Source organism: Pseudomonas migulae (assembly GCF_024169315.1).
Taxonomy (GTDB): Bacteria; Pseudomonadota; Gammaproteobacteria; order Pseudomonadales; family Pseudomonadaceae; genus Aquipseudomonas; species Aquipseudomonas migulae_B.
The window spans coordinates 413,297-436,132 of the sequence record NZ_JALJWR010000001.1 but is presented as its reverse complement, the minus strand read 5'-3'; the positions used below and the strand labels follow the sequence as shown (position 1 = coordinate 436,132).

The following is a 22,836-nucleotide window of genomic DNA, read 5'->3' as shown; positions in this document are numbered from 1 at the left end:
AGATGCTGGCATATATTTTTCGGCGACTGCTGCTGATCATCCCGACCTTGTTCGGCATCTTGCTGATCAACTTCGTGATCATCCAGGCCGCCCCCGGCGGGCCGGTGGAACAGATGATCGCCAAGCTCGAAGGCTTCGAAGGCGCCACCAGCCGCATTGCCGGCGGCGGTGCCGAAGTGTCGGTGGCCGGTTCCGCCTATCGCGGCGCGCAAGGCCTGGACCCGATGCTGGTCAAGGAAATCGAGCACATGTACGGCTTCGACAAATCGGCGCCGGAACGTTTGTGGATCATGGTCAAGAACTACGCCACCCTGGACTTCGGCGACAGCTTCTTCCGCGACGCCAAGGTCATCGACCTGATCAAGGAAAAAATGCCCGTATCGATCTCCCTCGGGTTGTGGAGCACGCTGATCATGTACCTGGTGTCGATCCCGCTGGGGATCGCCAAGGCCACGCGGCACGGCAGCCACTTCGACGTGTGGACCAGTTCGGCGATCATCGTCGGCTACGCGATCCCGGCGTTTCTGTTCGCGATCCTGTTGATCGTGGTGTTCGCCGGCGGCAGCTATTTCGACTGGTTCCCGCTACGGGGGCTGACCTCGAACAACTTCGATGAACTGAGCATGGGCGGCAAGGTGCTCGATTACTTCTGGCACCTGGCGTTGCCGGTGACCGCGCTGGTGATCGGCAACTTCGCGACCATGACCCTGTTGACCAAAAACAGCTTCCTCGACGAAATCAACAAGCAGTACGTGGTGACGGCGAAAGCCAAAGGCCTGACCAATCACCGCGTGCTCTACGGCCATGTTTTCCGTAATGCCATGCTGCTGGTGATTGCCGGTTTCCCTTCGGCGTTCATCGGGATTTTCTTCACCGGCTCGTTGTTGGTCGAGGTGATTTTCTCCCTCGACGGGCTGGGTCTGATGAGTTTCGAAGCCGCGATCAACCGCGATTACCCGGTGGTCTTCGGCACGCTGTTCATCTTCACGCTGCTGGGGCTGGTGGTGAAACTGATCGGCGATCTCACCTACACCTTTGTCGATCCGCGCATCGATTTCGAAAGCCGGGAGCATTGAGATGAACCTGTCCCCTCTCAATCGCCGCCGTTTCGAACTGTTCAAGGCCAACAAGCGTGGCTGGTGGTCGCTGTGGCTGTTTCTCGTGCTGTTCGGCCTGAGCCTCGGTGCCGAGCTGATCGCCAACGACAAGCCGCTGGTGGTGCACTACGACAACAGCTGGTACTTCCCGGCGGTCAAGCGTTACCCGGAAACCGCGTTCGGTGGCGAATTCCCGCTGGAAGCCAACTACAAGAGCCCGTACATCCGCGAACTGCTCAAGGCCAAGGACGCCTGGGTGCTGTGGGCGCCAATTCCCTACAGTTACCAAAGCATCAACTACGACCTGAAAGTCCCGGCCCCGGCGCCGCCGTCGGCCGACAACCTGCTGGGCACGGACGATCAGGGACGTGACGTGCTTGCGCGGGTGATTTACGGCTTCCGGATTTCCGTTTTGTTTGCCCTGACGCTGACCATTCTCAGCTCGATCATCGGCGTGATTGCCGGCGCCCTGCAGGGTTTCTATGGCGGCTGGGTCGATCTGGCCGGGCAGCGTTTCCTGGAGATCTGGTCCGGGTTGCCGGTGCTGTACCTGCTGATCATTCTGGCCAGTTTCGTTCAGCCGAACTTCTGGTGGCTGTTGGGGATCATGCTGCTGTTCTCGTGGATGAGCCTGGTGGACGTGGTGCGTGCCGAGTTCCTGCGCGGGCGTAACCTCGAATACGTGCGCGCCGCCCGGGCGCTGGGGATGCAGAATGGTGCGATCATGTTCCGCCATATCCTGCCCAACGCGATGGTCTCGACCATGACCTTCATGCCGTTCATCCTGACCGGTGCCATCGGCACGCTGACCGCGCTGGACTTCCTGGGCTTCGGCTTGCCGCCGGGCGCGCCGTCGCTGGGTGAGCTGGTGGCCCAGGGCAAATCCAACCTGCAAGCGCCGTGGCTCGGCATGAGCGCGTTTGCGGTGCTGGCGTTGATGTTGAGTCTGCTGGTGTTCATCGGCGAGTCCGCTCGCGATGCCTTCGACCCGAGGAAGTGAAATGAATCAGGACAATCTGATCGAAGTGCGCGACCTGTCCGTCGAATTCGTCGTCGGCGATCGCTGTCAGCGCGTGGTTGAAGGCGTCAGCTTCGACATCAAGCGTGGCGAAACCCTGGCGCTGGTCGGTGAAAGCGGTTCCGGCAAATCGGTGACCGCGCACTCGATCCTGCGCTTGCTGCCCTACCCGCTCGCCCGGCATCCATCCGGCACCATCGAGTATTCCGGGCAAGACCTGCTGAGCCTGAAAGAGAAAACCATCCGCCACATCCGCGGCAACCGGATCGCGATGATCTTCCAGGAGCCGATGACCTCGCTCAATCCGTTGCACTCGATCGAGAAACAGATCAACGAAGTCCTCGGCATCCACAAGGGTTTGATCGGCAAAGTCGCAACCAAACGTACGCTGGAGCTGCTGGAGATGGTCGGCATTCCGGAACCCGAGAAGCGCCTGAAAGCCCTGCCCCATGAATTGTCCGGCGGCCAGCGTCAGCGGGTGATGATCGCCATGGCCCTGGCCAACGAGCCGGAACTGCTGATCGCGGATGAGCCGACTACCGCGCTGGACGTGACCGTTCAGCTGAAAATCCTCGAATTGCTCAAGGAATTGCAGGCCCGTCTGGGCATGGCGTTGCTACTGATCAGTCACGATTTGAACCTTGTGCGAAGAATTGCGCATCGCGTATGTGTCATGCAGCGCGGTTGCATCGTCGAACAGGCATCGTGCGAGGAGTTGTTCCGCGCGCCGCAGCATCCGTACACTCGGGAACTGCTGGCAGCGGAGCCCAGCGGCAAGCCGGCGACCAATGTGATTGGCCCGCCCTTGCTGCAGGTCGAGGACCTGAAAGTCTGGTTCCCGATCAAGAAAGGCTTGCTGAAAAAGACCGTCGACCACATCAAGGCGGTGGACGGGATAAACTTCAGCCTCCCTCAGGGCCAGACCCTGGGGATTGTGGGAGAAAGCGGTTCGGGCAAGTCGACACTCGGATTGGCGATTTTGCGGCTGATCGGCAGCAAAGGTGCGATCCGTTTTGAAGGCAAACAGCTAGACTGCCTGACGCAGCAGCAGGTTCGGCCACTGCGTCGGGAGATGCAGGTGGTGTTTCAGGACCCGTTCGGCAGCCTGAGCCCGCGAATGTGCGTGAGCCAGATCGTCGGCGAAGGCCTGCGGATCCACAAGATGGGCACCGAGGCGGAACAGGAACAAGCGATTATTGCGGCACTCAAGGAGGTAGGTCTGGATCCGGAAACCCGGCACCGCTACCCCCACGAATTTTCCGGCGGGCAGCGGCAGAGAATCGCCATTGCCCGGGCATTAGTGCTAAAACCGGCGCTGATATTGCTGGACGAGCCGACATCGGCCCTCGACCGGACAGTGCAGCGCCAAGTGGTGGAGCTGCTGCGTTCACTGCAAACCAAGTACAACCTGACGTATCTGTTTATCAGCCATGACCTGGCTGTCGTCAAAGCGCTGAGCCACCAACTGATGGTGGTCAAGCATGGCCAAGTGGTCGAACAGGGAGACGCGCAAAGTATCTTTGCCGCCCCCCAACATCCGTATACACAGCAGTTGCTGGAAGCCGCTTTCCTGGCACCAGCCACTGCGCAATAACCTGAAAGAGAGGAGCAACACATGGGTTTTCTCGCCGGTAAGCGCGTACTGATCGTCGGTGTCGCCAGCAAGCTGTCCATCGCATCCGGCATCGCTGCCGCCATGCATCGCGAGGGCGCTGAGCTTGCCTTCACTTATCAGAACGACAAACTCAAGGGTCGTGTCGAAGAGTTCGCACAAAGCTGGGGTTCCAACCCTGACCTGTGCTTCCCGTGCGACGTGGCCAGCGATGAAGAAATCGCCAAGGTCTTCGAAGCGCTGAGCAAGAAGTGGGACGGCCTGGACTGCATCGTGCACTCCGTCGGCTTCGCCCCGGGCGACCAACTGGACGGCGACTTCACCGAAGCCACCACCCGTGAAGGTTTCCGCATTGCTCACGACATCAGCGCCTACAGCTTCGTGGCTTTGGCCAAAGCTGGTCGCGAAATGATGAAAGGCCGCAACGGCAGCCTGCTGACCCTGTCGTACCTGGGCGCCGAGCGCACCATGCCGAACTACAACGTAATGGGCATGGCCAAGGCTTCGCTGGAAGCTGGCGTGCGTTACCTGGCCGGCTCCCTGGGCCCGGACGGCACCCGCGTCAACTGTGTATCGGCTGGCCCGATCCGCACCCTCGCCGCTTCCGGCATCAAGAACTTCCGCAAGATGCTGGCTGCCAACGAAGCGCAAACCCCGCTGCGTCGCAACGTCACCATCGACGAAGTCGGCAACGCCGGCGCCTTCCTGTGCTCGGACCTGGCGTCCGGCATCAGCGGTGAAATCATGTACGTGGACGGTGGTTTCAACACCACGGCCATGGGCAGCCTTGAAGAGTAATCTTCGGCCCGCCAACTAAAAAACCCGCCTCTTGAGGCGGGTTTTTTTGTGCCCACGATTTCAGGGCTGATGCAATCCAATGTGGGAGCGGGCTTGCTCGCGAAGGCGTCGTGTCAGTCGCCATCAATGTTGAATGATAAACCGCATTCGCGAGCAAGCCCGCTCCCACATTGGATTTGTGTTTAACCGTTGAACGGGGTGAGGCAGTTGGCGAACAACTGCTGGATCGGCTGGGTGCGCTGGCTGTAACGCTGCAACAGCACAATCTCGCGGTAGAACGTCAACTCACCCAACCGGATGATCCTGACCTTCGCGCCATACTCAAGCCACAACCCGGCTTCGGGAAGCAGCGACACACCCAGTCCGCATTCAACCATTTTGACGATGGCCTCCAGCTCATCCAGCTCCAGGGCCACTTGCACATCAATCTGCTGCTCACGCAGGAACCGTGTCACCAGGCGTCCGCCGAATGAATTGCGGTCGTAACGCACATGGGGATGGCGCGCGAGGATCTGCAACGGGTCGTCACCCTCGAGCTGCGGCGGCACGATCAGCACAAACGGCTCCCTGCGGATGACCTGCGCCGACAGCTCCTTGGGCAGTTCAAAGGGCGGTTTGATGAGGATCGCCAGATCAACCTCCCCGGTGTCGACCTGGCTCAACAGGTTCAGCGACACGCCGGGCACCAGTTTCGGTTCAAGCAACGGTGCTTGCTGGCGCAGACGTACTAACGCCTGGGGCAGCAACCCGGTCTGGGCCGTGGCCACGGCGCCGATCTTCAACTCGCCGCGATACTCGCTGACATCATCGCTGACGGCCATGCGGTTGAAGGTTTCCAGCATTTCCCTGGCCATCGGCAATGCCCGTTGCCCCGCCGCATTGAGAATCGCCTGACGCCCGGTGCGGTCAAACAGCCGAATGCCCAGCGCCTGTTCCAGATTGCGCATTTGTGCGCTGACCGCTGACTGCGTCAGGCCGATGTGCATGCCGGCCGCAGCAAACGTTCCATAACGCGTCACGGCGATAAAGGTCTTCAGTTCCCGCAGCATGGCCTTCTCGATTGATCGAAATTATTTGAGCTCGATGCAAAAACTATCGTCTTTCAATCGAAAAGCACAGCGCTAAACTCCACTGCAACCACCGTCAATCTGCGAGGCACAGCGATGCAACTCTCCCCTTTTCACTTGGCCATCCCGGTCTATGACCTTGCTGCAGCCCGAACTTTTTACCGTGACGTGTTTGGCCTGGAGGAAGGCCGCTCGAGCGACCATTGGGTCGACTTCAACTTCTTCGGTCATCAGCTGGTGATTCACCTGGCGCCGAAAAATGCCTCACAGGAAGCGGCGCACACCAACGCCGTGGACGGGCACGACGTGCCGGTGCCGCATTTTGGCGTGGTGTTGGGGATGGCCGAATGGGAAGGCCTGGCCGAACGGCTGAAGGCGCGTGAAACCCGATTCGTGATTGAACCGGGGATTCGGTTTCAGGGGTTGGTGGGCGAGCAGGCGACGATGTTTCTGTTTGATCCATGCGGGAATGCGCTGGAGTTCAAGGCGTTCAAGGACATCAGTCAGTTGTTTGCCAAAAGGATTGGGTGAATGTAAGGACGCCTTCGCGAGCAAGCCCGCTCCCACATTGGATTGGCGGTGTGCCAAAGATTTATGACACACAGAAGATCGAATGTGGGAGCGGGCTTGCTCGCGAAGAGGCCGGCTCATCCACCGCAAAACTTCAGCTACGGATGCAACGCCCTCTCAGCCTCAATCAGCAATTCATCGATCGAGTGGTGAAGAGGGTCGAACTCAACCTGCCCAATGCAGAACCGAATGTCATAACCGCGACGCATCGTGGCATTGCGCTCATCGAGGATTTCTTCAAGTCGCGCCTTGATCGCAGCGATGTCGACCGCGGATGACCCCGTCAACAACGCAACAAACTCATCATCGCCAAGGCGCCCGATCACATCGCTTTCGCGAAAGGCAATGCGCAGCACGTCAGCGAAGGTTTTCAGCGCATTGTCACCTTCGGCGCGACCGTAGAGATAGTTGATGTGCTTGAAGTTATCGAGGTCAAAAAACAACAAGGTGGCCGGTATTTCCAGGCGCTGACAGGTTTCCAGCCCCAATTGGGCCAGTGAAGTGAAGCCGTGGCGATTGGAGAGCAGCGTCAGCTCATCCATGCTCGCCATGGTCACGCCCATCACCTCCTGCTCGGCCTGGCGCGCCCTGTCACGCAGTACTTCGCGTGCCTGTTGCGGCGAAAGCGAGGGATCTGCGCTAGCGCCGTTTTTTACCGGTTTACCTGGGATCAGCATTACTTACTCCAGTGGCGGATATGTACTTTAGAGTCGTCCATACCCGCTTTGACTCCCTGCTAACGGACCGCCGGTCAACTACCGGCCACCGGACAAGGCCCGCCAGCCTCTGCCCAGCGCTTGAATTGAGTCACGAAAATGTCGTGCGGCACCGGCACCGGCGCCCTTCCCTCACCCGGATTCCAGCCCCACAGCACCAGTTTGTCGTCGCTGACATGCTTGATCAGCGCCGCGAAATCCCGATCGCCGTTGCTGCTGCGATCCTTGATCATCGCGCACAGCTTGTCGGCCGGCAGCCCGATCCAGGCCATCTTGTGTGCCGCGGGCGGCAGGCTCCAGTGCGGCGCTCCCGGCGGCGCATGCGGGCCGTAACTGGCCGGCGGGTTGTTTTCGGCATGGCAGGTAGCGCACGGCAGACCCGCCGCGCCCTTGCCGTCCATGCCCCGCACCACGTTCATCGCATGGGGAATCCCGGCGTCGAACTGCAACGGCGAATCACCGGGGATATGGCAGTTCTGGCAACGCGGGCTCTGGAAGACTTTCTGTACCGTGTCGAAAGCCTTCAATGCTTCCTTGTCTTCGGCGAACAGGTCCGAGGCGTAGATCGCCATGCCGACCAGCAGCACCGAGCAAAGCACAAGATGTCGTTTCATTTCACACCCCCGACAGTTGCAAGGGTAATTCGCGCAACCGTTGCCCGGTCAGGGCGAACACGGCGTTGGCCACGGCCGGCGCCGTCGGCGGTACGCCCGCCTCGCCGATGCCACCGGGCTTGTCTGTGCTGGGCACGATGTGCACTTCGACCACCGGCATTTCATTGAGTCGCAACACCTGATAGTCGTGGTAATTGGACTGCTGCACCTCGCCGTTCTTGAAGGTCAGCTTGCTGTGCAAGGTAAACCCGAGGCCGAAGGTGATGGCTGATTCCATTTGCGCCGCGATGCTCATCGGGTTGACCGCGATGCCACAGTCCACCGCACACACCACCCGGTGCACGCGGATCGACAGGTTGTCCTGGGAGACTTCGGCGACTTGCGCGACGTAGCTGCCGAAAGACTCATGCACTGCAACACCCAGCGCGTGACCGTCCGGCAGAGGCGCTGTCCAGTTGGCCTTCTCGACCGCCAGATTCAACACCCCCAGATGCCGCGGATGCGCCTTGAGCAAGGTTCGTCGGTACTCCACCGGATCCTTGCCCGCCGCCTCGGCCAGTTCGTCGATCAGCGACTCCATCACGAATGCGGTGTGAGTGTGCCCGACCGAACGCAGCCACAGCACGGTGATGCCGGTTTTCGGCGAATGCAGGTCCACTTGATGATTGGCCATGCCTGCAAGGTAAGGACTGTCGGCCACGCCTTCGACCGACGTCTTGTCGATACCGTCCTTGACCATGGTCGCCTCCAGCAGGGTGCCGGCCATGATCGACTGCCCGACCATCACGTGTTTCCACGCCATCGGCAGGCCGCCGGCATCCAGCCCGATGCGCGCCTGGTGCAGGAATGCCGAGCGGTAGTAGCCGCCGCGAATGTCATCTTCCCGCGACCACACGGTTTTCACTGGCCCGCCCGCCGCTTTCGCAACCTCCACGGCCTCCGCGACAAAGTCCGACGTCGGATTGGCCCTTCGGCCGAAACCGCCCCCCAGAAACTCGGTATGAATCTCGACCTGTTCGGGTTTGAGCCCGGTGATTTTGCCCGCGATCATCTGATCCAGGGTCTGAAACTGCGTGCCGGTCCAGATCTCGCATTTGTCCTGGGTGATTTTGACCGTGCAGTTGAGCGGTTCCATCGGCGCATGAGCCAGGTACGGCATGCTGTACTCGACGTCGATGGATTTTGCCGCTTTCGATAACGCGCCCTCGGCGTCACCCGCCTTGCTCGCCGGAGCGCCCGGCGTCGCCGCCAGTTTGCGGAAACTCTCCAGCAGGTTCTGGCTGTCGAGCCCGGCGTTCGGCCCCAGGTCCCAATCGACCTTGAGCGCATCACGCCCCAGCTTCGCCGCCCAATAATGATCGGCAATCACCGCGACGCCGGTCGGGACTTGCACCACTTTGTGCACGCCCGGTATCGCCAGCGCTTCGGCGCCTTCAAAGGATTTGACGTGGCCGCCCAACACCGGCGGACGCGCGACCATGGCGGTCATCAGGCCGTCGAACTGCACGTCCATGCCGAATTTGGCGCGGCCGGTGATTTTCTCGGGGGTGTCCAGGCGCTTGGTGGGTTTGCCGATGACCTTCCAGTCCTTGGCCTCCTTGAATTTTATCGACGCCGGGTCCGGCACCGGCAGCTTGCCGGCGTCATCGGCCAGCTCGCCGTACGTAGCGCGGTTGTCGCCGGCAATGACCACGCCCGACTCGGTAAGAATGCTCGACGGCGCGACGTTGAAGCGTTTGGCCGCGGCGTCGACCAGCATAAAACGCGCCGCCGCGCCGGCCTGACGGTAACGATCGAACTCCATCCAGGTCGAGGTCGAACCGCCGGTGATCTGCATCCCGCCAAACCCGGCCAGGCCATAGTCGGCCGCCGATGCGGGTGAATGTTCGACGCGGATTTTCGACCAGTCGGCGTCCAGTTCTTCGGCAATCAGCATGGTCAGGCCGGTCCAGATGCCCTGGCCCATTTCCGAGTGGCCGAGCAGCACGGTGACGCTGTTGTCGTTACCGATGCGTAAAAATGCGTTGGGCGCGAAGACGTTGCCCTGATTCTCGGCGCCCATGGCAAAACGGTGTGCGCCGGGGATGACGAACGCGACCACCAGCCCACCGCCCAACAACGCGCTGCCCTTGAGGAAACCCCGGCGCGATAACGGATTGATGCTGTTCATGGCTCAAGTCCCTCAACCGATCTCGGCGGCGCGTTTGACCGCGGCGCGAATCCTTGGGTAAGTGCCGCAGCGGCAGATGTTGCCGGAGAGCGCCTGGTCGATGTCGCTGTCGGTGGGTTTGGGGATCTTGGCCAGCAACGCCGCCGCCGACATGATCTGCCCGGACTGGCAATAACCGCACTGGACCACGTCGAGTTCGGCCCAGGCCTGTTGCACCGGATGCGAACCATCGGTGGAAAGCCCTTCGATGGTGAGGATTTTTTGCCCGTGGGCCACGGCGGTGGCGGGCGTGATGCAGGAGCGCAGTGGCGCGCCGTCGACGTGCACGGTGCAGGCGCCGCACTGGGCCATGCCGCAACCGAATTTGGTGCCGGTCAGGTGCGCGACGTCACGCAGGACCCAGAGCAACGGCATGTCCGCAGGGACGTCCAGCTCCTGATCCTTGCCATTGATGTTCAAGGTCAGCATGGTGAATTTCCTCAGACTCACGGTGTTCTGAAGGGGCGTTACTGTGTAGACGACGTTGTTTTCTGTAGGAGCGAAGCTTGCTCGCGAAGAACGATGACGCGGAATGACTGAAATGACGCTTTCGCGAGCAAGCTTCGCTCCTACAAAGGCTGGTCGATCTACACGCGCCTCGGTTATCCCTACAGCTAAGCGCAAAATGCCGGCCGAGACCGGTTCATCGACCACCGGTCACACCTGTGGCGAGGGGATTTATCCCCGTTGGGTCGCGAAGCGGCCCCCAGCGTCCTGACAGTCAGACCGGATTGGCGACTGCTTCGCAGCCGAACGGGGCGGTGCGACGTTTCGCTAAATCCCCTCGCCACAGGTGTGCGTGCTCGTCCTTGAGCGAACAGCATCAGCCAGCTTTCTTTTGCGTTTGACGCTTAGAAATCGGTAGACACCGACACCTCACGCCACACCTGCAACTCACCGGCCACAAAGCTGTTTTTCGCCTCGATCGCCGCGACACAATCACTGCCCAGCGGCAAGCGCAGTGGCGCGTTTTCCGCTTCCACCAGGGTGATCATGACCTGGGCGAGTTTGTCCGGGTCACCCGGCTGGTTCAGGGTCACGGCCTTGGCGATCTTGCGCACTTCGCCCGCGGTGCTGTCGTAGTCGGCAATCGAGGACGGCGACTCGACCAGCGAATTGCCTTCAAGGAACTCGGTACGGAAGTAACCGGGCTCGACAACGGTCACCTTGATGCCCAGTGGCGCCAGTTCGGCGTGCAGAGCCTCGCTCAAGCCTTCGACGGCGAATTTGGTCGAGCAGTAGACGCCGAAGCCCGGCCCCGACTTGTAACCGCCGACAGAGGAGAGATTAATCACATGCCCGCTGCGGGCGGCACGCATGTGTGGCAGGACGGCGCGGGTCACGTTCAGCAGACCGAAGACATTGGTTTCGTACACCCGCCGCACGTCATCGGCGCTGGCTTCTTCCACCGCACCGAGCAAACCGAAACCGGCGTTGTTGACCAGCACGTCGATGCGCCCGAAGTGGTCAATGGCGGCCTGGGCGACCGCAATGCCTTGTGCTTCATTGGTGACGTCGAGGCTGGCGGCCAGCAAACCGGGTTGTTCGCCAAAGCGCTGGGTGATGCTGTTGGCGTCACGTGCGGTGGCAACCACGGCGTCACCGTTGGCCAGCGCGGCGGCGGCGATTTTGGCGCCGATGCCACGGGAAGCGCCAGTGATGAGCCAGATACGTTGGAAAGAGTTGGAAGTGGTCATGAGCGTGTTTCCTTGTGTGCAGTGGGGGTAGGCACAAGGTACGCAGGAAGATTGCCCGGGAAAATGCCCTCGTGTTACAAGCACTATGAAACGCTCTTTCATAATGGCACCCACATGAACCACGATCCTTTCGACGGCTTGACCGAGTTCCTGGCGGTGGCCGAGCACAAGAGTTTCACCCTCGCCGCTACCCGCCTGGCGGTGACGCCCACGGCTGTAAGCCACGCGATCAAATTGCTCGAGCGTCGCACCGGCGTGCTGCTGTTTCAACGCACCACGCGCCGGGTGGCGTTGACCGAGGCCGGCGCCAGCCTGTTTGCGCACTTGCGTCCTGCGGCCAGTGAAATCGACGAGGCGCTGAAGGGGCTCAGCGGGTTTCGTGATCAGCCGATGGGCACGCTGCGCCTCACCGCTCCGCGGTTGTCCGGCTCGTTGTTGATGGAGCCCTTGATCCCGCTGTTTCGCGAGGCGTACCCGCAAGTCACCCTCGACATTTCCCTCGACGACGCCACCGTGGACCTGATGGCCGGCGGCTTCGATGCCGGGATCCGGCTGGGCGAGTCCATCGAAAAAGACATGATCGCGGTGCGCCTCACTCCCGATCTGCAATGGTCGGTGGTGGGTGCTCCGGACTATTTCGCCAAGGCGGGTAAACCGGCGAGCCCGGAAGACCTGACCCACCATCAATGCATCGGCTTTCGCTTCTCGACTTCGGGCAGCGCGCACCGCTGGGAGTTTCGCCGCGAGGGGCGCGACTTTACGGTGGGCGTCGAGGGCGGCGTGATCGTCAACGACCGACGCCTGCTGGTGGCGGCGGCTCGCAGCGGTTCAGGGCTGGCGTATGCGTGTGATCTGGAGATCGCCGACGAGTTGGCGGATGGACGGCTGGAACGGGTGCTGGAGCCGTTCGTGCCGCTCAGTTCGGCGCTGTACCTGTACTTTCCCAGCCGCACCCAGACTCAGCCGAAGCTGCGCGCCTTTATCGATCTGGCAACGCAGTGGATCGCCGAACAGGGAGGCCTCAAACCCTCGGTTTAAGCAATATGTCGGTGTAGCGCACCAGGAACAACCCGAACGCGGCACACCAGAACAGCGCCGACAGCGCCAGTCCGCCCCCGGAAAACGGCACCAGGAACACTCGGCACAGGCCGGCGATCAACAGCAGGAAAAACCCGGCCACTATCGTTTTCGACGGCTGCAACAACCGCCCGGTATGACCGAGGCTGACCCGGGCAATCATCGCCAGGATCAATCCGCCGATCCCGCCGACCGCCAGCGAATGCGTGGCCAGGCTCTGTTGCGGCATAACACCGGCGTGCCACAGCGCCATGCCCAGTGTTGCAATCGCCAGCCACGCATACGCCAGATACAACGACCACAGCAGCGGCACGCGCCAGATCCCACGGTCATGCCAGCGCCGCAGGCGCAGCAGGTGCAACCCGCCGATCAGCAGAAACAGTGCCGCAAGCCATGCTCGGGGGATGTCGTTCAAACCACCGGCAAAGGAAACGGCGGCCAGCAAACTGCCCGCCAGCAACACTCGGGTTGGCAGCGGATGAACCGGGTTGGCCGCAGGACGATTCAAACCGCGCTGAATGAAGAACGGGATCACGCGCCCGCCAATCACACTCATCAACGCGCCGATCAACCACACGGCTGCCAGCACACCGCGCCGTTGCAGGCCGACGTCATCGGTGGAAATTCCCCACAGCGTCATGGCCTGCGTCGCAGCCAGCAGCGCGACGACCAGCAGAATCGGATAATTGTCGCGTTTGCCGGCGGCCACCAGGTCCCGCCCCAGCACCCACGCCAGCAACGGCAGAAATGGTATTTGCAGCGCAATCAACGCAACCGCAGGCATTGGCATCAGCCACGCCAATCGCGCCAACAGCCACACCAGCAGCAGGCCGATCAAAGGCCAGCCGTTGAGCCCCGCACGCCCGGTCCAGTTCGGCACCGCCGTCAGCAGGAACCCGGCGATGATCGCCGCGGCGAACCCGAACGGCATCTCATGCCGATGCCAGCTCAGCATGCCGCCGACCGGTTGCGCACCCGGTAAGCGCCCGTACAACCACAGGGCCCAGACCGCCACGGCGATGGCCGCAAACCCGGCACCGGCGAGAAAAAACGGACGGAAGCCGAGGCTGAAAACCGGTGCTCCAGCGAGCTGACGCATCAGGCCGCTACCTTGAAAGTGTGGGTGCCTAACCGATGCTGGGCCAGCAGGCGCATGACGTAACCGATCTTGATCAGGGTCGGGCCGATGATGGTCATGGCATGCATCGAGACCAGCACCACGATCGGCAAATGGCCGGCGTAAAGATAAGCGCCGTAGATCCCCGCCAGCAGCAGCGCCAGGCCAGCGCCAAGGACGTTGCTCGACAGGTGCAGGACGTTCTGAGGATTGCTGAAGTAAGCGAACATTTTTTCGTACTCCTGAATCAGACCAGTTGTACGTTTGTTATTTCAGGTTTCGTGCCAGGTTTGTCACGCCGGTAAATCAAGGGGTTAAGACGTTTGAAGTCAATTTGACCCGCCATGAAAATGGTCAATGTGACGCCATTTGGAGTCATATTGACTGCAGTCAGGCTCGCGCACCCTAAAAGCGAACCAATATCATTTGCACACCATCCAACCTTTTGCTTTAATCGCGACCAATTCTTATTTGCACCGAAGGCGCACGTCGCCCATGGACAAGTGCTCACGATGATGGTCGCCGACTCTTCCAGCGTTCAGAACCTCTACGTCACTCATCACCGCTGGTTGCATGAGCTGCTGCGCCGTCGCTTGAGCAATGCGTTCGATGCCGCCGACCTTGCCCATGACACCTTCATCCGGGTGCTCAAGCGCCCGCAGGTGTTCGACTGTGAAACCCGCGAACGCTCTTACCTGGCCACCATCGCCCGGGGCTTGTGCATCGATCACTGGCGCCGTCGGCAACTCGAACAGGCGTGGCTGGAGACGCTGGCCTCACGCCCGCAAGCCGTTCAACCGTCGCCGGAACAACGGGCGATCATCGTCGAAACCCTGTACGAAGTGGACGCCATGCTGCTGCGCCTGCCCAGGAATGTGCGCGACGCGTTCATCCTCGCCCAGCTGCACGGCATGCCCTACCGCGCCATCGCCGAAGAAATCGGCGTGTGCGAGCGTATGGTGAAAAAGTACCTGGCCCAAGCGCTGATGCATTGCGCGATGCTCGAGGCCGAGCTTGACGGCCTGTTGATCGAGTAAGCACATGCCCTCCGCCGCTTCCAATTCCATCAGCCATGCCAGCCTTGAACAGGCGGCGCAATGGTATGTGCAACTCAACGATCAGCAGGTCGGCGAACACGAGCGTCAAAGCTGGCAAGCCTGGCTGGCGCAAAGTGGCGATCATCAGGCGGCCTGGCGCTATGTCGAACGCGTCGGCCAGCGTTTCGCCGCGTTGCAGGACGATCAGCCGCAGGCCGCCGGTCTGGTGTTGCGCAACACTGCGCGTTCGCCGATCACCCGCCGGCAAACGGTCAAGAGCCTGCTCATTCTCGCCTCGGGCGGACTGTTGGGCTGGAACGCCTGGCGCGAAACTTCGCTGCCGGACGCCTTGGGCCGCTGGACGGCCGACCTTTCAACCGGCACCGGCGAAACCCGCGAAAGCCTGCTCAGCGATGGCAGCCGGATCTGGCTCAACGCCCTGAGCGCCTTGAATGTGCGCTTCGACACCACGCAACGCCTGCTGCTGTTGAGTGCCGGGGAAGTGCTGATCGACACCGCCAAGGACAACAGCCGGCCGTTTCTGGTGCAAACCGCCCAGGGCCGGATGCGCGCGCTCGGCACGCGTTTCAGCGTGCGTCAGGAAGAACAACAGACGTTGCTCAACGTCTACGAAGGCGCGGTCGAAGTCCGGACCACTCAGGGCCAGGTGCAGGTGGTCGAGGCCGGACGCCAATTGGCGTTCACGCAAAACCACATTCCGCCTTCCTCCGAGGCGGCGGCCGGGCGCGAAGCCTGGCGTCGCGGTGTGTTGCTGGCGGATAACCTGCCGCTGGGCCAATTGATCGAAGAATTGAGCCGCTACCGTCACGGGCACCTGGCCTGCGACCCGGCCATCGCCGGGTTGCCAGTGATGGGTTCGTTTCCGCTCAAGGACACCGATCAGGCCTTGCGCCTGCTGGAAGCGGCCTTACCGATACGCGTGGAGAAAACCCTGGCGTGGTGGGTCAGCGTCGGCCCGAAAGTGTGAGTCATAAATTTTTGGCACCGCAGTTCCCTTTTGCGTTTCTCGTTCGGTTAACCCTGTGAAGCCCTTCAATTGCCGTTCGATTTGATTCCAGGGAACACCCCTTTGCGCGACGCCTTCATTCGCACTCGTTTTGCCTTGCGACCGTTGGCCCTGGCCCTTCCGGTGGCGTTGCTCAGCCTTGTTTCGACGCAGGCCCACGCCGAAACATCCGCCGCCAGTGAACAGTCAGGCAGCCACAAGCGTTACTACGCAATCGCGGCCGGTTCGCTGGTGAGCGTACTGAACAGCTTCGCCGAACAAGCGGGGATTTTCCTCGCCGGTCATAACGACCTGGCCAGCGATAAGCGCAGTCCGGGCCTGAATGGCGAGTTCACCGAGCAGCAGGGTTTGCAGCAACTTCTGCAGGGCAGCGGTTTGCAGGCTCAGCCTCAAGGCGACCGTGGTTATGTCCTCAAAACTGCCCCAGAGGGCCCGCTGGAACTGGTCGCCACCCACATTTCCGGCCAGGCACTGGGCGCTATCACCGAAGACACCCATTCCTACACCACCGGATCGACCTCTTCGGCCATCGGCCTGCCGCTGTCCCTGCGTGAAACGCCGCAATCGGTGACGGTCATCACCCGTCAGCAACTGGACGATCAGGGCTCCACCAGCATCGCCGATGCCCTGCGGCGCGTGCCCGGCATCAGCGTGCAGAACTACGACAGCGAACGCTGGGAGTTTTCCAGCCGTGGCCTGCCGATCACCAACTTCCAGTACGACGGTGTCAACACCGACTACGACGGCGTCTACGATTACGGCACCACCAGCACTGACATGGTGACCTTCGACCGCGTCGAAATCATCAAGGGTGCGACCGGCCTGATGACCGGCTCGGGCGATCCGTCGGCCACCGTCAACCTGATCCGCAAACGTCCCACCAAAACGTTCAAGGCCTCGATCACCGGCGCCGTCGGTTCGTGGGACAACTATCGCAGCACGGGCGATATCGCCGGCCCGCTGACCGAGAGGGGCAACCTGCGCGGGCGGTTCGTCGGGGCTTATCAAGACCGCAGCGCCTACATCGACAACTACCGCAACACCCGGGACATTGCCTACGGCATCCTCGAAGCCGACCTGACGCCGGACACCCTGCTGACCTTCGGTATCGACCAGCAGAACACCCGCTCCCGTGGCGCCAGCTGGACCGGTTTCCCGATGTACAACAGCGACGGTTCACGCACGCGTTTTTCCCGCTCGTTCAACCCGGCCACGGACTGGAGTCGTCGCGACTTCACCAACCAGACGATCTTCGCCTCGGTGGAGCAGCAACTGGCCAACGACTGGAAGCTCAAGGTCAGCTACGACCGCAAGCACCGCCAGCACGACACCTTCCTCGCCTCGGCCAGCGGCGGCAACCCGGACCCGGTCAGTGGCAACGGCATGTTCATGTACATGGGCCAGTTCAAGGGCGATCAGGTGCAGGACAACCTCGACGTCAACTTCACCGGCCCGTTCCGCCTGTTCGGTCGCGAGCACGAGCTGATCGCCGGCTTCATGTCGATGAACACGCGCCAGGACATCCCGGTGCACGGCTCGATTTATCCGCCCGTCGACGGCAGCATCTACGACTGGCGCGGCGAGTTTCCGAAACCGGGCATTGCCAAGGTCGGCGACAACGACATCGTCCAGCGGCAGACCGGTGCCTACCTCGCCACGCGACTCAGGCCCACCGACGATCTGGCAATCATCCTCGGCACCCGCGTCAGTCAGTTCAAGGCCGACGATGACCTGGACTACCGCGACCCGACCACCCCGGACCTGCATGACGGCTACCACCAGACCGGCGTGGTCACTCCGTACGCCGGACTGGTTTATGACCTCGATGACACGTACTCGGTGTACACCAGCTACACCAGCATCTATCAGCCGCAAATGAGCAAGGATGCCCAGCGCAAACTGCTCGACCCGGTGGAAGGCGATAGCTACGAAGCGGGGATCAAGGCCGAATACTTCGGCGGGCGCCTGAACGCCAGCTTCGCGGTGTTCCGTATCGAGCAGGACAACCTGGCCGAGTACGTCAGCGGCGTCGATAGCGAGTCGGTGTACCGTGCGGTGCAAGGCGCGACCACCAAAGGCTTCGAGGTCGAACTGGCCGGCGAAGTGATGGATGGCTGGAACCTGTCGGCCGGCTACAGCTACAACCACACCCGTGATGCCAAGGGCGATCAAGTCTACGGCTCGATCCTGCAAACCACCGCGCCGCAACAGGTGGTGCGGGTGTTCAGCACTTATCGCCTGTCGGGCGCGCTGGAAAAACTCACCGTCGGTGGCGGCGTGAACTGGCAGAGCGAATTCTTCGGCAACGTGTTCCAGCCCAACCCCAACGACACCGTCAATTTCGGCCAGTCCTCGACGCTCACCCAGCAAAGCTACGCCCTGGTGGACGTCATGGCGCGCTACCGCTTCAACGATCACTTGAGCACGACGCTGAACGTGAAGAACCTCTTCGACAAAACCTACTACACCGGGCTCGGCAACTTCGGGACCGGGTTCTATGGCGAACCGCGCAGCCTGCAACTGACGACCCGCTGGGATTTCTGACCGACGATTTGTCGATCTACGGTACTCCCGGACGACGGCAGGCTGGCTACGCTGAAAGCTCAGCATGAAAGGCCGCGAAGTACTACGGCGGCATCTTCGACCATTCAAAAATCACTGCCATCACCCACTATGGCAAGGCCGGTCAGGAGGTCTACGGTCAAGATGGAAAAAACGACATCGCGACGTTGCAACGAGCCTTTGACGGCAAGAGCTAATACACTCTGACGCTGACCTGCCGAGGACACCAACGATGAAGCCTACCGTTGCCAAAGACGCTGACAAGGCCCCGCGCTTCTGGCGCGACGACGCCCTGCCCTTCATCGAAGCCCGTTCCATCGCCGACGGGCGTGAGGTCTGTTACACCCGGCACGCACACGAGCATTTTTCCATCGGTGCGATTACCGCCGGTCGCAGTACCTATGTCCATGAACAATCGGAGTGTGAGGTCAGCGCCGGCACGGTGGTGCTGATGAATCCCGGCGATGTCCACGCCTGCAACCCGATCGATGACCAGCCGTGGTCGTACCTGATGTTGTACGTCGATACGCCGTGGCTCACCGATTTGCAGCATCAGCTCGGGTTCAGCAGCGACCTGGCGTTTCGGCGGTTTTCCGTTACCCATACCGATGACGCCAGCCTGTTTGCCGGCCTGAAGGCGTTGTATGAGGTGTTGGTCGACACGGAGCACGATGTGCTGAGCAAGCACAGCGCCGCGGTCGAGTTTTTCACCGACGTGCAGCAACGCCTCAACCCCGGCGATCAACCGCTGCGCGAGCCCAATTTCAAACTGGAGCGTGCGGCGGATTACATCCGTGACCACTGCACGCAACTGCTCAAGCTCGAAGACATTTGCGAAGCCGCGCAACTGTCACCGTCGTACCTGATCCGCGCCTTCAAACAGCATTACGGCATGACGCCCCACGCCTTCCTGGTCAACCGGCGCATCCAGTTCGCCCAGGATCGGCTGCGCAGCGGCCAGCTGATCGCCGACGTGGCGTTGGAAGCAGGGTTTGCCGATCAGGCGCATTTTCAGCGGGCGTTCAAACAGCATCTGGCGGCTACGCCGGGACAGTATCGCGGTTGAGGCCAACACACATTTCCTGCGGCTAACAAGCCACTGTGGCCAGCGCGCCTCTGTGGTAAGAGGGAACATTTGTGGCGAGGGGATTTATCCCCGTTCGGCGGCGAAGCCGTCGCAAAACCTGAATGCGAGGTTTCCCAGAGAGAATGCTGGGGCCGCTTCGCAGCCCAACGGGGCGGTGCGACGTTTCGCTAAATCCCCTCGCCACAAAAGCCGGTCAGCATCCCGCTAAGGCAGTAGCAGATACACCGCACTCATCGCCAGCAACGCCGCCATGCTCCGGTTGAACAACCGCATCCCCGCCGGGTTGTTCAAGTAACCGCGCAAAAAGGTCCCGGCGTAAGCCCAGCAACCAACGGACAGGTAGCAGATCACCAGATACACCGCAGCAAACTGCCAGACCAGCCGTGCCTCGCCATCGGCAACAAACGCCCCCATGCCCGCCACACAAGCCAACCAAGCCTTCGGGTTGAGCCATTGCATCACCGCGCCGTACAGCATCGACGGTGCCCGTGCTGAATCCTTCGAATCCAGCTCACCGTTGTCCGCCGCCAGTTTCCAGGCCATGAACAACAAAAACGCCACGCCGGCCAGTTGCACCACCCGCGTCAGTGCTGGCCATAGCTGCAATACCTCGTGCAGCCCTAACCCCATCAACACCAGCAACAACACAAAACCCAGCGTCGCACCGGCCACGTGCCGCTGACTGGCGCGGAAACCGAACTGCGCGCCGGAACTCAACGCCACAATATTCACCGGCCCCGGCGTGATCGACGCCACCAGCGCAAACGCCGCCATCGAAATAATCAGACTCATTGCGTACCTTCTTCACTTCAGTTGAACCAGCACTCAAGGTAAAGAGTGGCCCGGCGCCCGTATTGAAGAAAACTACCCACTGACGGGTAGGGTTAAACACCTCCCCTTGTGGGAGCGGGCTTGCCCGCGATGAACCCGAGGACGACGCGATTAATCAGGAAGTTCGCGTTATCGTTAACGTTCATCGCGAGCAAGCTCGCTCCCACAGGAGGTCGTGGTTACCTCAGGAATACGCGCCGACCACCCGCTTCACTTTGATCAACGCCTGTCGCAGCGAATCCATGTCCACCGACCCCAGCGCCAACCGGATCGCATGCGGTACGTGGACAGAGGTCGCAAAAGGTTCGGCGGTGGAGACGGCGACTTGCTCGTGCATCAACTCGACCGCGATCTGGTCCGCCCTGGCGTCTTCCGTCAACGGTAACCAGAGAAAGTACGAAGCCGGATGAGTGATGCAGCGCAGCCCTTTCAGCAGATCGGCGGCCATGGCTTGGCGGGCCTGGGCGTCCGCGCGCTTTTGCGCTTCCAGTTGGCTCACGGTTCCATCGTCAATCCAGGCGCAGGCAATCGCGGTCATCACGCCGGGGGTGTTCCAGGTGGTGGCCCGGATTGCACGCTCCAACGCCGGCACTTTCTCGACCGGCGCAGCGATGAAGCCGACACGCAGTCCGGTGGCGACATTCTTGGAGAACCCGGACACGTAGACGGTCCGTTCCGGCGCCAATTCGGCCAGCGGTGCCGGCGCGTCTTCAACCAGGAAGGCGTAGGCGGCGTCTTCGATGATCAACAGGTCATGCTGACGCGCAATCGACACCAACTGGTTGCGCCAGTGCGCATCCATCACCCAGCCCAGCGGGTTGTGCAGCGTCGGCATGGTGTAGACGGCCCGCACCGACCTGCGCCGGCAAAGCGCTTCCAACGCCTGCAGATCAGGCCCGGTGTCCGTGGCGGGAATGGGCACGATTTCCAGGTGCAGCGATTCGGCCAGCACCTTGAAACCGGTGTAGGTCAACGCATCCGCCGCGATCACGTCTCCCGGTTTGAGCAACGCCATCATCGTCACCGCCAATCCATGCTGGGCACCGCTGACGATCAACACCTGTTCGGCCTGGACGCTCAACCCGCGTGACGCCAGATGGTTCGCGATCGATGCCCGCTCATGCAGGCGCCCGGCATGGGGCTGATAGCGCAGATGGGACTCGAGGTCACCGGATAACGCGAGCTGGCGCAACGCGGTGCGCAACAGATCGGCCTGACCGGGCAATGACGGGTAGTTGAAGTTGAGATCGGCCATGCCCACGGCGACCACATGCTGGCTGACGCCCTGACCGGGCGGAAGCGACGTCTCCCTGACGAACGTGCCCCGCCCCGTTTCGCCACTGACCAGGCCCATCGCCTCAAGCTCCGCGTACACGCGGCTGGCGGTGACCAGCGCCAACCCGTGCGCAGCGGCGAGCTGACGATGGGTTGGCAGGCGCGTACCGGGCGGCAACTGTCCGGAACGGATGTCGGCGGCAAAGGTGTCGACCAGCGACTTGTAGCGCAAGCGAGGCATAGGGCGATGTATCCATGACAATTCTTTGATTGTCTTAATAGTCGGCCATACGATGCGTTCAAGGCAACCCGCCGCTTTAACCCTCTGTCGAGTGTGACCTCAATGGAACGCGTATCGAATCTGAACACCCAGACTCGGGAAAACACCACCAGCGGCTGGCTCAACGGGCTGATCGGCGTGGTGATCTTCAGCGGCTCGCTGCCCGCCACGCGGGTCGCGGTGCTGGAGTTCGAACCGGTGTTCCTGACCGTCGCCCGGGCCACCATCGCCGGCGTGCTTGCGCTGTGCCTGCTGTGGCTGTTCAAGGAAAAACGCCCGGCGCGCAGCCAGTTGCTGCCGCTGGTCATCGTGGCGATGGGCGTGGTGGTCGGGTTTCCGTTGCTGACGGCGCTGGCCCTGCAATACGTGACCTCGGCGCACTCGATCGTCTTCGTGGGTTTGCTGCCGCTCGCGACCGCCGTGTTCGGTGTGCTGCGCGGCGGCGAACGGCCTCGCCCGGTATTCTGGTTTTTCTCGGTGCTGGGCAGTCTGCTGGTGGTGGGATTTGCCGTCTCCCAAGGCCTGACTGCCTCACCTGAAGGTGACCTATTGATGCTGGCAGCGATCCTGGCCTGCGGCCTCGGTTATGCCGAAGGGGCGAAGCTGTCCCGGACACTCGGCGGCTGGCAGGTGATTTCCTGGGCACTGGTGTTGTCGCTGCCGGTGATGGCGTTGTTGACCTGGGGGCTCACGCCCGTTTCGTTCTCGGGGATCAGTGCGCCAGCGTGGTTCAGCCTGGGGTATGTGTCGCTGTTCAGTATGTTGATCGGGTTTGTGTTCTGGTATCGCGGGCTGGCGCAGGGCGGGATTGCGGCTGTGGGGCAACTGCAATTGCTGCAGCCGTTTTTTGGCTTGGCGCTGGCGGCGACGTTGCTGCATGAGCAGGTCAGCATTGGCATGCTGGGGGTCACTGTGGCGGTGATTCTTTGTGTGGCGGGTGCGAAGAAGTTTGCGAAGTAATCGATCTGTATACGTTCGAATCTGGCTGTTTAACCCGCTTGTTTAAGTGCGGTCAGATTTACTTCCTGAAAGCTACATCACCTTGCGCCGTTGCCTACGGGTGCGCCAGAATCCGCCGGCTTGTGCGCCTTGGACCTGGGCTCTATCGTCTTCCGGTCGCTGAAAAACAGCGATGGGGTTTGGTA

At 61.4% G+C, this 22,836-nt stretch carries 21 protein-coding genes; 11 read left to right on the top strand and 10 right to left on the bottom strand.

The features are described from left to right. Positions 1-2 precede the first annotated feature (2 nt). The 4 genes from J2Y86_RS02060 to fabI are packed head-to-tail and all read left to right on the top strand — an operon-like array spanning position 3 to position 4,525. Positions 3-1,076 (top strand): microcin C ABC transporter permease YejB, encoded by a 1,074-nt coding sequence (locus J2Y86_RS02060; protein ID WP_084320827.1) that lies wholly within the window; start codon positions 3-5, stop codon positions 1,074-1,076. A 1-nt stretch (position 1,077) separates the two neighbouring features. Further along, entirely contained in the window at positions 1,078-2,097 is a 1,020-nt protein-coding gene (locus J2Y86_RS02055; protein ID WP_214383768.1) for an ABC transporter permease, read from the top strand. A 1-nt stretch (position 2,098) separates the two neighbouring features. Beyond that, positions 2,099-3,709: an ABC transporter ATP-binding protein gene (locus J2Y86_RS02050; RefSeq protein ID WP_214383770.1), complete on the top strand. Its 1,611-nt coding sequence runs from the start codon at positions 2,099-2,101 to the stop codon at positions 3,707-3,709. Positions 3,710-3,730: 21 nt separating this feature from the next. Then, positions 3,731-4,525, top strand: coding sequence for an enoyl-ACP reductase FabI (gene fabI / locus J2Y86_RS02045; protein WP_214383772.1), 795 nt, complete (start codon positions 3,731-3,733; stop codon positions 4,523-4,525). Positions 4,526-4,707: 182 nt separating this feature from the next. Here fabI and J2Y86_RS02035 read toward each other — a convergent pair whose 3' ends face one another. Then, positions 4,708-5,574, bottom strand: a complete 867-nt coding sequence (locus J2Y86_RS02035) for a LysR family transcriptional regulator (RefSeq protein WP_253427743.1) — start codon at positions 5,572-5,574, stop codon at positions 4,708-4,710. Positions 5,575-5,688: 114 nt separating this feature from the next. Between J2Y86_RS02035 and J2Y86_RS02030 the strand changes: the two genes are divergently transcribed. After that, positions 5,689-6,123, top strand: coding sequence for a VOC family protein (locus tag J2Y86_RS02030; protein WP_253427741.1), 435 nt, complete (start codon positions 5,689-5,691; stop codon positions 6,121-6,123). A 137-nt stretch (positions 6,124-6,260) separates the two neighbouring features. On the opposite strand, the gene J2Y86_RS02025 is transcribed toward J2Y86_RS02030, so the two are convergent. The 5 genes from J2Y86_RS02025 to J2Y86_RS02005 all read right to left on the bottom strand — a co-directional run bounded on the left by J2Y86_RS02025 (position 6,261) and on the right by J2Y86_RS02005 (position 11,398). Beyond that, positions 6,261-6,839: a GGDEF domain-containing protein gene (locus J2Y86_RS02025; protein WP_253427739.1), complete on the bottom strand. Its 579-nt coding sequence runs from the start codon at positions 6,837-6,839 to the stop codon at positions 6,261-6,263. 74 nt (positions 6,840-6,913) lie between these two features. Then, a complete protein-coding gene (locus J2Y86_RS02020) occupies positions 6,914-7,492 on the bottom strand; it encodes a hypothetical protein (protein ID WP_253427737.1) in 579 nt (192 codons plus the stop codon). A gap of 1 nt (position 7,493) precedes the next feature. Continuing rightward, positions 7,494-9,662 carry a xanthine dehydrogenase family protein molybdopterin-binding subunit gene (locus J2Y86_RS02015; RefSeq protein WP_253427735.1) on the bottom strand — a complete coding sequence of 723 codons (2,169 nt, stop codon included), beginning with the start codon at positions 9,660-9,662 and terminating at the stop codon, positions 7,494-7,496. Between the two features lie 12 nt (positions 9,663-9,674). Beyond that, on the bottom strand, positions 9,675-10,130 hold the full coding sequence (locus tag J2Y86_RS02010; RefSeq protein WP_010459764.1) for a (2Fe-2S)-binding protein: 456 nt from the start codon (positions 10,128-10,130) through the stop codon (positions 9,675-9,677). A gap of 422 nt (positions 10,131-10,552) precedes the next feature. Further along, complete coding sequence (locus J2Y86_RS02005; protein WP_253427733.1) at positions 10,553-11,398, bottom strand: oxidoreductase; 846 nt, start codon at positions 11,396-11,398, stop codon at positions 10,553-10,555. 114 nt (positions 11,399-11,512) lie between these two features. Here J2Y86_RS02005 and J2Y86_RS02000 point away from each other — a divergent pair, with 114 nt between their 5' ends. Further along, entirely contained in the window at positions 11,513-12,436 is a 924-nt protein-coding gene (locus tag J2Y86_RS02000; RefSeq protein ID WP_253427730.1) for a LysR family transcriptional regulator, read from the top strand. Here the strand turns inward: J2Y86_RS02000 and J2Y86_RS01995 are convergent. Both J2Y86_RS01995 and J2Y86_RS01990 read right to left on the bottom strand, forming a co-directional pair. Continuing rightward, positions 12,420-13,574 (bottom strand): NnrS family protein, encoded by a 1,155-nt coding sequence (locus tag J2Y86_RS01995; RefSeq protein WP_253427728.1) that lies wholly within the window; start codon positions 13,572-13,574, stop codon positions 12,420-12,422. The genes J2Y86_RS02000 and J2Y86_RS01995 overlap by 17 nt on opposite strands. Further along, complete coding sequence (locus tag J2Y86_RS01990) at positions 13,574-13,822, bottom strand: transmembrane sensor/regulator PpyR (RefSeq protein WP_253427726.1); 249 nt, start codon at positions 13,820-13,822, stop codon at positions 13,574-13,576. Before J2Y86_RS01990 ends, J2Y86_RS01995 begins: the two co-directional genes overlap by 1 nt. A 282-nt stretch (positions 13,823-14,104) precedes the next feature. On the opposite strand from J2Y86_RS01990, the gene J2Y86_RS01985 reads away from it, so the two are divergent. The 4 genes from J2Y86_RS01985 to J2Y86_RS01970 all read left to right on the top strand — a co-directional run bounded on the left by J2Y86_RS01985 (position 14,105) and on the right by J2Y86_RS01970 (position 19,284). Continuing rightward, positions 14,105-14,629, top strand: coding sequence for a sigma-70 family RNA polymerase sigma factor (locus J2Y86_RS01985; protein ID WP_253427724.1), 525 nt, complete (start codon positions 14,105-14,107; stop codon positions 14,627-14,629). A gap of 4 nt (positions 14,630-14,633) precedes the next feature. Continuing rightward, entirely contained in the window at positions 14,634-15,617 is a 984-nt protein-coding gene (locus J2Y86_RS01980; protein WP_253427722.1) for a FecR domain-containing protein, read from the top strand. 102 nt (positions 15,618-15,719) lie between these two features. Further along, positions 15,720-18,200 (top strand): TonB-dependent siderophore receptor, encoded by a 2,481-nt coding sequence (locus J2Y86_RS01975; RefSeq protein WP_253427720.1) that lies wholly within the window; start codon positions 15,720-15,722, stop codon positions 18,198-18,200. A gap of 250 nt (positions 18,201-18,450) precedes the next feature. Then, complete coding sequence (locus tag J2Y86_RS01970) at positions 18,451-19,284, top strand: AraC family transcriptional regulator (RefSeq protein ID WP_253427718.1); 834 nt, start codon at positions 18,451-18,453, stop codon at positions 19,282-19,284. 225 nt (positions 19,285-19,509) lie between these two features. Here J2Y86_RS01970 and J2Y86_RS01965 read toward each other — a convergent pair whose 3' ends face one another. Together J2Y86_RS01965 and J2Y86_RS01960 are read right to left on the bottom strand one after the other, a co-directional pair. Continuing rightward, a complete protein-coding gene (locus tag J2Y86_RS01965) occupies positions 19,510-20,097 on the bottom strand; it encodes a LysE family translocator (RefSeq protein WP_253427716.1) in 588 nt (195 codons plus the stop codon). A gap of 223 nt (positions 20,098-20,320) precedes the next feature. Further along, positions 20,321-21,652, bottom strand: coding sequence for a PLP-dependent aminotransferase family protein (locus tag J2Y86_RS01960; protein WP_253427714.1), 1,332 nt, complete (start codon positions 21,650-21,652; stop codon positions 20,321-20,323). A 102-nt stretch (positions 21,653-21,754) separates the two neighbouring features. Here J2Y86_RS01960 and J2Y86_RS01955 point away from each other — a divergent pair, with 102 nt between their 5' ends. Continuing rightward, positions 21,755-22,651, top strand: coding sequence for a DMT family transporter (locus J2Y86_RS01955; RefSeq protein ID WP_253427712.1), 897 nt, complete (start codon positions 21,755-21,757; stop codon positions 22,649-22,651). Positions 22,652-22,836: the final 185 nt, after the last annotated feature.

Excerpts from the sequence above, each read along its gene's own strand:
- J2Y86_RS02000 (WP_253427730.1), top strand. The coding sequence starts at position 11,513 with ATGAACCACGATCCTTTCGACGGCTTGACCGAGTTCCTGGCGGTGGCC.
- J2Y86_RS02055 (WP_214383768.1), top strand. The coding sequence starts at position 1,078 with ATGAACCTGTCCCCTCTCAATCGCCGCCGTTTCGAACTGTTCAAGGCC.
- J2Y86_RS01990 (WP_253427726.1), bottom strand. The coding sequence starts at position 13,822 with ATGTTCGCTTACTTCAGCAATCCTCAGAACGTCCTGCACCTGTCGAGC.
- J2Y86_RS01970 (WP_253427718.1), top strand. The coding sequence starts at position 18,451 with ATGAAGCCTACCGTTGCCAAAGACGCTGACAAGGCCCCGCGCTTCTGG.
- J2Y86_RS02060 (WP_084320827.1), top strand. The coding sequence starts at position 3 with ATGCTGGCATATATTTTTCGGCGACTGCTGCTGATCATCCCGACCTTG.
- J2Y86_RS02010 (WP_010459764.1), bottom strand. The coding sequence starts at position 10,130 with ATGCTGACCTTGAACATCAATGGCAAGGATCAGGAGCTGGACGTCCCT.
- J2Y86_RS01960 (WP_253427714.1), bottom strand. The coding sequence starts at position 21,652 with ATGCCTCGCTTGCGCTACAAGTCGCTGGTCGACACCTTTGCCGCCGAC.
- J2Y86_RS01965 (WP_253427716.1), bottom strand. The coding sequence starts at position 20,097 with ATGAGTCTGATTATTTCGATGGCGGCGTTTGCGCTGGTGGCGTCGATC.
- J2Y86_RS02015 (WP_253427735.1), bottom strand. The coding sequence starts at position 9,662 with ATGAACAGCATCAATCCGTTATCGCGCCGGGGTTTCCTCAAGGGCAGC.
- J2Y86_RS02005 (WP_253427733.1), bottom strand. The coding sequence starts at position 11,398 with ATGACCACTTCCAACTCTTTCCAACGTATCTGGCTCATCACTGGCGCT.
- J2Y86_RS01980 (WP_253427722.1), top strand. The coding sequence starts at position 14,634 with ATGCCCTCCGCCGCTTCCAATTCCATCAGCCATGCCAGCCTTGAACAG.
- J2Y86_RS02025 (WP_253427739.1), bottom strand. The coding sequence starts at position 6,839 with ATGCTGATCCCAGGTAAACCGGTAAAAAACGGCGCTAGCGCAGATCCC.
- J2Y86_RS02050 (WP_214383770.1), top strand. The coding sequence starts at position 2,099 with ATGAATCAGGACAATCTGATCGAAGTGCGCGACCTGTCCGTCGAATTC.
- J2Y86_RS01995 (WP_253427728.1), bottom strand. The coding sequence starts at position 13,574 with ATGCGTCAGCTCGCTGGAGCACCGGTTTTCAGCCTCGGCTTCCGTCCG.
- J2Y86_RS02020 (WP_253427737.1), bottom strand. The coding sequence starts at position 7,492 with ATGAAACGACATCTTGTGCTTTGCTCGGTGCTGCTGGTCGGCATGGCG.
- fabI (WP_214383772.1), top strand. The coding sequence starts at position 3,731 with ATGGGTTTTCTCGCCGGTAAGCGCGTACTGATCGTCGGTGTCGCCAGC.
- J2Y86_RS02030 (WP_253427741.1), top strand. The coding sequence starts at position 5,689 with ATGCAACTCTCCCCTTTTCACTTGGCCATCCCGGTCTATGACCTTGCT.
- J2Y86_RS02035 (WP_253427743.1), bottom strand. The coding sequence starts at position 5,574 with ATGCTGCGGGAACTGAAGACCTTTATCGCCGTGACGCGTTATGGAACG.
- J2Y86_RS01985 (WP_253427724.1), top strand. The coding sequence starts at position 14,105 with ATGATGGTCGCCGACTCTTCCAGCGTTCAGAACCTCTACGTCACTCAT.
- J2Y86_RS01955 (WP_253427712.1), top strand. The coding sequence starts at position 21,755 with ATGGAACGCGTATCGAATCTGAACACCCAGACTCGGGAAAACACCACC.